The following is a 7,397-nucleotide window of genomic DNA, read 5'->3' on the forward strand; positions in this document are numbered from 1 at the left end:
CGGCACGGCGGCGCGGCAAAGCGCCGAGTAGGTGGAATCGAAAACGGCCCGCTTGCGCGGGCCGTTCGGGAAACGATCGGCGCCCAGCCTCAGGTGCCGGGGGCCGGCGCCAGGCCCGGGCCGGGGTTCGGCCGCGGGTTGGGGCGGCCGCTGGTCGGCACGCTGCCGCGGCCCTGGTTCACCGGCTCATCGGGGCGGACGCGCACGATCGGCTCGCCCTTGATGATCAGCTTGATCTCGTCGCCCGAGATCGTCTCGTGCTCCAGCAGGCCCTTGGCCAGCAGGTGCAGCTCGTCGACGTTCTCGGACAGGACCTTGGTGGCGCGGGCATAGGCGGCGTCGATGATCGAGCGGATCTCGCCATCGATCTTCCGCGCCGTCTCCTCGGACAGGTTCTTCGACTGCGTCACGCTATGGCCGAGGAACACTTCCTGATCGTTCGAGCCATAGGCGATCATGCCGAGATTCTCGGACATGCCCCATTCCGTCACCATCCGGCGGGCCTGGTCGGTCGCCATCTTGATGTCGCCCGAGGCGCCGTTGGAGACCTTGTCCGGGCCGAAGATCAGCTCCTCCGCGACGCGGCCGCCCATCGCCATGGCGAGTTCGGCCTTCATCTTGGACTTGTGCTTCGAGTAGCGGTCGCCGGCCGGCAGGGACATCACCAGACCCAGCGCACGGCCGCGCGGGATGATGGTGGCCTTGTGGACGGGGTCGCATTCCGGCTCATGCATCGCAACCAGCGCATGGCCCGCCTCGTGATAGGCGGTCATCCGCTTCTCGTCCTCGGACATGACCAGGCTGCGGCGTTCCGCACCCATCATCACCTTGTCCTTGGCCGCCTCGAACTCCGCCATGCCGACGGTGCGCCGACCGGTACGCGCAGCCAGCAGCGCCGCCTCGTTCACCAGGTTGGCCAGATCGGCGCCGGAGAAGCCCGGCGTGCCGCGCGCGATCACCTTCGGCTCCACGTCGGAGGCCAGCGGCACCTTGCGCATATGGACGCGCAGGATCTTCTCCCGCCCGTTCACGTCCGGGTTCGGCACGACAACCTGGCGGTCGAAGCGGCCCGGGCGCAGCAGCGCGGGGTCCAGCACGTCCGGCCGGTTGGTGGCGGCGATGATGATGACGCCCTCGTTGGATTCGAAGCCGTCCATCTCCACCAGCATCTGGTTCAGCGTCTGCTCGCGCTCATCATTGCCGCCGCCGAGGCCGGCGCCGCGGTGACGGCCCACGGCATCGATTTCATCGATGAAGATGATGCAAGGGGCGTTCTTCTTGCCCTGCTCGAACATGTCGCGCACGCGGCTGGCGCCGACGCCCACGAACATCTCGACGAAGTCGGAGCCGGAAATGGTGAAGAACGGAACATTCGCCTCGCCGGCGATGGACCGCGCCAGCAGCGTCTTGCCGGTACCCGGCGGGCCCACCAGCAGCACGCCCTTCGGGATCTTGCCGCCCAGCCGCTGAAACTTCTGCGGGTCACGCAGGAATTCAACGATCTCTTCCAGTTCCGACTTCGCTTCCTCGATGCCCGCGACGTCGTCGAAGGTCACCCGGCCCTGCTTTTCCGTCAGCAGCTTGGCCTTGGATTTCCCAAAACCCATGGCGCGGCCGCCGCCGCCCTGCATCTGGCGCATGAAGAAGATCCAGACGCCGATCAGCAGCAGCATCGGGAACCAGGAAATCAGGATCTGGAACAGCGGGTTGACGTCGCTTTCCTCGGGCCGCGCCACGACGCGCACGCCACGTTCCGTCAGGCGGCTGACCAGCTGCGGGTCTTCCGGCGTGAAGGTGGAGAAGCTGCGGCCATCATTGAGCTGGCCCGTTACCGTGCGGCCCTGGATGGTCACGTCCCGGACATGGCCGGCGCTCACCTCGTTCAGGAAATCCGAATAGGCGACCTGCTGCGCTGCCCGGTTGCCCCCGCCATTGGATGGCTGGAACAGATTGAACAGCGCCACCAACAGCAGCGCCACGATGACCCACAGCGCCAGGTTCCGGCCGAAATTGTTCACGTTTGCATCCCTTTGGGGCTTCCCAAGATGGACAGTGTCGGTCCATCAGGTGGCCCGCTCCGCACTCACAGATAGGTGCGCCCGCGCCGGCTTCCATCCCGTGAATCAGACATCGTGGATGGACGCCGGAATGGGCGGCGCTCAACCTACCGCGCCGCCCGGTGGCGCGAAGCGCACCCGGATGCCGAAGCTGGTCTCCGGGGCAGGATAGGACAGCGCGGGCACCGCGACCAGCACAGTGTCGCGACCATCGGCAGGGGGAAGCCAAAGCGCCGGCAGGGTGCGCGCAACCGCCGCCGGCAGCCCGGCGGGCCGCTCCAGCCGCGCCGCGGCGGCGCCTAGCGCCCCCAGCATCAACCCGGGCCCAGGGGTGCCCGACAGCCGGAAGCGGCCATCCCATGCCACGCCGTCCGTCGCGGGCACGGGGGGCGCCATGGCCGCATCCTCCCGCAGCAGTAGCCCCTGCCGGGTGAGCCGCGCGCCGCCCAATGTGCCCGCGCGGCGCGCCAGCAGCCCGGCCACCGCGGCCGGCGCCGGGGCATGCAGCCCGCCGCCGATCGCCCGCAGCAGGCCACCCAGGGCCGCCACCGCCACCGCATCCTGCCCCAGCGCCGCCAGATCGAGCCGCGCAAAGCCGTGCTCCGACAGCATCGCCGCCCGTGCCAGGCGCGCGGCCACCGCTGCCTGCCGCACCGCGCGGCGCCCAGCGAAGGCGCCGGCGGCCTCGGCCAATGCGGCGGTGGCCGGCCCCTCCCCCGCCGCATCCGCCAGCGCGGCCCGCAGCCGGGCGCGGGTGAAGCGCGGATCGGCGTTGGAGGGGTCGCGCACCGGCACCAACCCGGCGGAGGCCACGACAGCCTCGAGCCAGGCCGGGCTGGCGGCCAGCAGCGGGCGGATCAGCAGCGCGCCGCCGGCGTTGCGCGCCGGGGCCATGCCGGCCAGGCCCGTGGCGCCGCTGCCGGCCAGCGCCCGCAGCAGCAGCGTCTCCGCCTGGTCCGCCCGATGCTGGCCGAGCGCGACCCAGCCGACGCCCTGCGCCGCCGCCAGCGCCAGCAGCGCGGCCAGCCGCCCATCCCGCGCCCGCGCCTGCATGGCCGGGCCAGGCGACATGTCCAGGGAAAGAATGCGGCACGCGATGCCACGCGATTCGAGCCACCTGGCAACGGTCGCGGCTTCGGCCGCGCTCTCGGGTCGCAGCCCGTGGTCGACGATGCCGGCGGTCAAGGTGCCGCGGCGCTCTGCCAGCCATTCTGCCAGAAGCAGCGCCAGGGCCAGGCTGTGCGGTCCGCCGGAGACGCCGGCGACGATCCGCGGGGCCATCCCGAAGGGGCCGAGCGGGGCCATCCAGTGCGCGAAATCCGGCGCGAAGCCGGCCAAATCTAGAGGGGGAGTGGGTGCCTCAGCGGCACTGGGCGCGGCGGCGGGCATCGGCCGCCCGTTCCGCCACGGCGCCACGCAGGGCCGGGAAGCGGGTGCGCAGGTCGTTCAACTGGTTGCAGGCATCGCGGTTGTTGTTCAGGCCGATCAGCGCATTGGCGACGCCCAGCATCGCCTCCGGCGCCCGGCTGCCCTGCGGGCTGCGGCGGAAGGCGTCGTCATAGGCCACGGCCGAACCGGCGAAGTCCCGCTTCCCGGCCAGTGCGGCGCCGAGCAGGATCTGGGCGTCGCCGGCCCGCGCCGCGTCACGTGATGCGACGACTTCCCGCGCCGCGGCTTCCGCCGCGACCCAGTCGCGCCGGCCGAGTGCTGCCTGGCCGTCGGCCAAGGCGCGCTGCGGCGGGCGGCGCAGGGCGGCGGGGGCAGCCGGTGCGGCGGCGGCGGCAGCAGGAGGGGCCGCTGCGGTGGCCGGCGGACGCGCCGGCGGGGTGGCGCTGCCCTGGCGCTGGCCCTCGATCTGCTGCAGGCGGAAATCGATGTCGCCTTCCAGCTTCTCCAGCCGTTCCTGCAGCGTACGCTCGCGGAATTCGGATTGCTCGGCGCGGCCACGCACGCTGCGCAGTTCCTCCTCCAGCCGGGCGACGCGGTCGAGCAGCGCGCCCACCAGTTCACCCTGTGGCGCGCCGCCCGGCGGCACCGGACGCCCGCCGAGGTTGGAAGCGCCGGCGACCGGCGCCGGCATGGCGGTGGCGCCGCCGCGACGCAGCATCTCCACCTCCTGGCGCAATTGCAGGATCTGGTTCTGCAGGGCGATGCCCTCGCGCGATTCGACCTGCGCCTGGGCCGGCTGCAACGGCAGCAGGCTCAGGACGGAAAGTCCAAGGCCGAGCAAGGCGGTTCGGAATAGGCGCATGCGGGGCTCCTTCATGCCTGCGGCTGCGCCCCCGGATACGGCAGAGCCGCCTCCGGGGCCAGGGCCAAGGTCAACGAAGTGCCGTGACCCCGTGGATCACGAAATGCCGCCTCGCGACATCAACAGGCTGCCACGACAGGTAGGGGGCCTTCGGACGAAGGCCCCCTACCGGCTCAGCGGATCACCGTGACGGCGCGGCGGTTCTGCGACCAGGCCTGCTCGTTCGAGCCGAGCGCGGCCGGGCGGTCCTTGCCGTAGGAGATGGTGGCAACGCGGGCGGGGGCGACGCCACCGGCCACCAGCACGTCGCGCGCCGCATTGGCGCGGCGCTGGCCGAGCGCCAGGTTGTACTCGCGGGTGCCGCGCTCGTCGGCATGACCCTCGACGGCGACCTGCACCTGCGGGTAGCGCTGCAGCCAGCCGGCCTGGCGATCCAGCACCACGCGCTGGTCGGCGCGGACGCTGCTGCGGTCGGTGTCGAAGAACACGCGGTCGCCGATGTTGGCCACCAGGTCTTCCTGGCTGCCCGGGCGCGGGCCGCTGGTGGTGGTCTCGGCGCCACCGCCGGTGGCGGCGGAAGATTGCTCAGTGCCGCTGCCGCAGGCAGCGAGCAGGGCCACGGCGGCGAATGCGCCGAGGAGCTTGGTGTTCATCGGAGTCGGGATCCTTCCAGGGTTGACATGCAAATCGGGCGGCGCAAATCGAGGCACGAATCGGGCGAACCGCGCCGACGGCGTGGCATGTTCAAGAAATTGTGCGGCAGCAACAAGGCAATTTGTTCCTGCCGCGCCGAATACTGGCGCGACAGAAGTCAACGAGTGGTTGTTACGACAGCAGCGGGCTCCAGGCGGGATCCGAGGCGTCGGTCGGCGTCACCATCTGCCGCTCGTTGAAGCCGGCGATGTCGATCTGCGCGAGGCGGGAGGAATAGCCGCCACCGCGTGCGTCCCGTGCAGGCGTCTCCCGGTAGAAGGCCAGCACCCGGCCATTCGGCGCGAAGGACGGGCCCTCCATCGACCAGCCCTCGCTCAGGATGCGCTCGCCCGACCCGTCCGGCCGCATCACGCCGATGGCGAACTGGCCGCCGCTGATCCGGGTGAAGGCGATCAGGTCGCCGCGCGGCGACCAGACCGGCGTCGCGTAGCGGCCATTCCCGAAGGAAATCCTTCGCGCCCCGCCGCCATCGGCGGACATGACATAAAGCTGCTGGTCGCCGCCGCGGTCCGAGTTGAACACGATCTGCGTGCCGTCCGGGGAATAGCAGGGCGAAACGTCCAGCGACCCGCCGGAGGTCAGCTGCCGTTCGCGGCGCGAGGCGATGTCCACCACGAAGATGTTGGCATCGCCGCCCCGGCTCGCCGAGAGGATCACGCTGCGGCCATCGGGCGCGAAGCGCGGGCTGAAGGTCATGCCGCCGAAGCTGCCGAGTACCTGCTGCTGGCCGCTGTCCAGGTTGAACAGGTAGACCCGCGGCTGGTTGCGGAAATAGGACATGAAGGCGACCTGGCGCGCCGTGGGGTGGAAACGCGGCGTCAGCGCCTGGAAGCTGCCATCGGTCAGGAAGCGGTGGTTCTCGCCATCCTGGTCCATCAGCGCCATGCGGCGGGTGCGGCGATCGCGCGGCCCGGATTCGGCGATGTAGACGATCTGCGTGTCGAAATAGCCCTTCTCGCCCAGCAGCCGCTCATAGATCACGTCGCTGATGAGATGCGCGATGCGGCGCCACTGCGCGGCCGGCGCGGTGAAGGCGGTGCCCTGCAGCTGGGTGTCCGCCAGCACGTCCCACAGGCGGAATTCCACCCGCAGCCGGCCGCCCGATTCCTCGACCCGACCGGTGGTCAGCGCATGCGCGCCGATCACCCGCCAATCCTGGAAGCGCGGATTGGCGGCCGCCGTCTCCGGCGTCTGGATGAAGGCCTGCCGGTCCACCGGGCGGAACAGCCCCGAATTGCGGAGATTGGCCTGGATGACGCGGGCGATGTCGCGGCCGACGCGCTGCGCATCCGGGCTGGCGCCGGCCATGTCCGGCACCGCGATCGGCACCGGATCGGTGCGCGCGCGGGTCACGTCGATGACGGTGGTGGAGGCGGTGGCGGCCTGCTGGCCGAGGGCGAAATCGGGCAGCAGGCTGGCGACCACCGTGCCACCAAGGCCTGCAAAGACGCTGCGCCGCGTGAAGCCGAAGCCCGGCAAGTTCATCGGAGAAATCCCCTCGGCGAGAAATTGAACTGGAAGCGGTTTTCACCCGCCTGCAGGCGACCCGGCGGAACCGGAAGCGGGCTGCAAGCCGGGTCCCGCAGCGCGCGGCGCGCCTGTTCATATAGCGCGCGGGCGCGCGGTTCGCTCGGCACCCCGTCCGGGCCGGGCAACACATTCCGGATCACGCCTTCACGATCCACGATGGCAACCAGGCTGACCCGCATCTCGGCGAGCCCGAGCATGCCCTGGTCCACCCGCCAGCATTCGCCAACCCGTTCCCCGATCGCGGCACGTTCGCCGGCATTGAGCTGGTCCGTCGCATTCGGCGCGCCGCCTGCCGGCGCGGAGCGCGCGGCCTGCGGTGCGGCGCGGGCGGTCGGCGGGCGGTTTGCGGCCTGCTGCTGGCGCAGCCGCTCCAGCGTGTTCAGCACGCTGGTCGAGCGTTCCTCCGGCCGCGCCACCGGCGGAGTCGCGCTGGTGCCGGGCGTAGTGACCGGGGTCGGCGGGCGCGGCGCGGGTGGCGGCGGCAGCGGCACGGCGGTGCGCGCCGGCGGCGCGTTGGGCGGCGCGGCGGGGGCCGCCGGGGCGGCGGGCGCCGGCGCGGCCGGAGTCGGCGGCGTCGGCCGTGCGGGGGCCGGGGCCGGCGGAGTCGGATTGGGCGCGACCGGTGCCGCGGAAGGCGGCGGCGGCGGCGGCATCGGCAGCGGTTCCGCGGGCTGCGGCGGCGGGGCGGAAGCCGCTGGGCGCGGCGGCGCGGCCGGGGTCGGCGGCGCCGGGGCGGGCGGTGCGGCGGGCGGTGCGGCAGCCACGCGCGGCGCCGCCGGCGGGGCGGCGGGCGGTGCGGGCGGCGGCGGGATCAGCGCAGGCGCGGGCGGGCCGGCCACCGGCGG

The 7,397-nt window shown here is 72.1% G+C and carries 7 protein-coding genes; 1 reads left to right on the plus strand and 6 read right to left on the minus strand.

Annotated features, from left to right (window positions below):
• Nucleotides 1-89: 89 nt before the first annotated feature.
• The 6 genes from ftsH to HB662_RS28595 all read right to left on the minus strand — a co-directional run bounded on the left by ftsH (nt 90) and on the right by HB662_RS28595 (nt 6,938).
• On the minus strand, nt 90-2,018 hold the full coding sequence (gene ftsH, locus HB662_RS28570) for an ATP-dependent zinc metalloprotease FtsH (protein ID WP_168055450.1): 1,929 nt from the start codon (nt 2,016-2,018) through the stop codon (nt 90-92).
• Between the two features lie 141 nt (nt 2,019-2,159).
• Nucleotides 2,160-3,362, minus strand: a complete 1,203-nt coding sequence (tilS, locus tag HB662_RS29880) for a tRNA lysidine(34) synthetase TilS (protein ID WP_168055451.1) — start codon at nt 3,360-3,362, stop codon at nt 2,160-2,162.
• A 55-nt stretch (nt 3,363-3,417) separates the two neighbouring features.
• The gene (locus HB662_RS28580) at nt 3,418-4,308 is read right to left on the minus strand and encodes a tol-pal system YbgF family protein (protein ID WP_245185986.1); all 891 of its coding nucleotides are present in this window, start codon (nt 4,306-4,308) and stop codon (nt 3,418-3,420) included.
• A gap of 173 nt (nt 4,309-4,481) precedes the next feature.
• The gene (gene pal / locus HB662_RS28585; protein ID WP_168055452.1) at nt 4,482-4,961 is read right to left on the minus strand and encodes a peptidoglycan-associated lipoprotein Pal; all 480 of its coding nucleotides are present in this window, start codon (nt 4,959-4,961) and stop codon (nt 4,482-4,484) included.
• Nucleotides 4,962-5,133: 172 nt separating this feature from the next.
• Nucleotides 5,134-6,507, minus strand: a complete 1,374-nt coding sequence (gene tolB / locus HB662_RS28590; RefSeq protein ID WP_168055453.1) for a Tol-Pal system beta propeller repeat protein TolB — start codon at nt 6,505-6,507, stop codon at nt 5,134-5,136.
• Nucleotides 6,504-6,938, minus strand: coding sequence for a hypothetical protein (locus tag HB662_RS28595; protein ID WP_168055454.1), 435 nt, complete (start codon nt 6,936-6,938; stop codon nt 6,504-6,506). Before HB662_RS28595 ends, tolB begins: the two co-directional genes overlap by 4 nt.
• On the opposite strand from HB662_RS28595, the gene HB662_RS28600 reads away from it, so the two are divergent.
• The coding region (locus HB662_RS28600; protein WP_209443522.1) for a hypothetical protein at nt 6,928-7,397 on the plus strand (470 nt) is incomplete at its 3' end. The two genes, HB662_RS28595 and HB662_RS28600, sit on opposite strands and share 11 nt — an antisense overlap.

Origin of the sequence: Falsiroseomonas frigidaquae, assembly GCF_012163145.1 — a bacterium.
Lineage (GTDB): Bacteria > Pseudomonadota > Alphaproteobacteria > Acetobacterales > Acetobacteraceae > Falsiroseomonas > Falsiroseomonas frigidaquae.

Excerpts from the sequence above, each read along its gene's own strand:
- pal (WP_168055452.1), bottom strand. The coding sequence starts at position 4,961 with ATGAACACCAAGCTCCTCGGCGCATTCGCCGCCGTGGCCCTGCTCGCT.
- tilS (WP_168055451.1), bottom strand. The coding sequence starts at position 3,362 with ATGGCCCCGCTCGGCCCCTTCGGGATGGCCCCGCGGATCGTCGCCGGC.
- HB662_RS28580 (WP_245185986.1), bottom strand. The coding sequence starts at position 4,308 with ATGCGCCTATTCCGAACCGCCTTGCTCGGCCTTGGACTTTCCGTCCTG.
- tolB (WP_168055453.1), bottom strand. The coding sequence starts at position 6,507 with ATGAACTTGCCGGGCTTCGGCTTCACGCGGCGCAGCGTCTTTGCAGGC.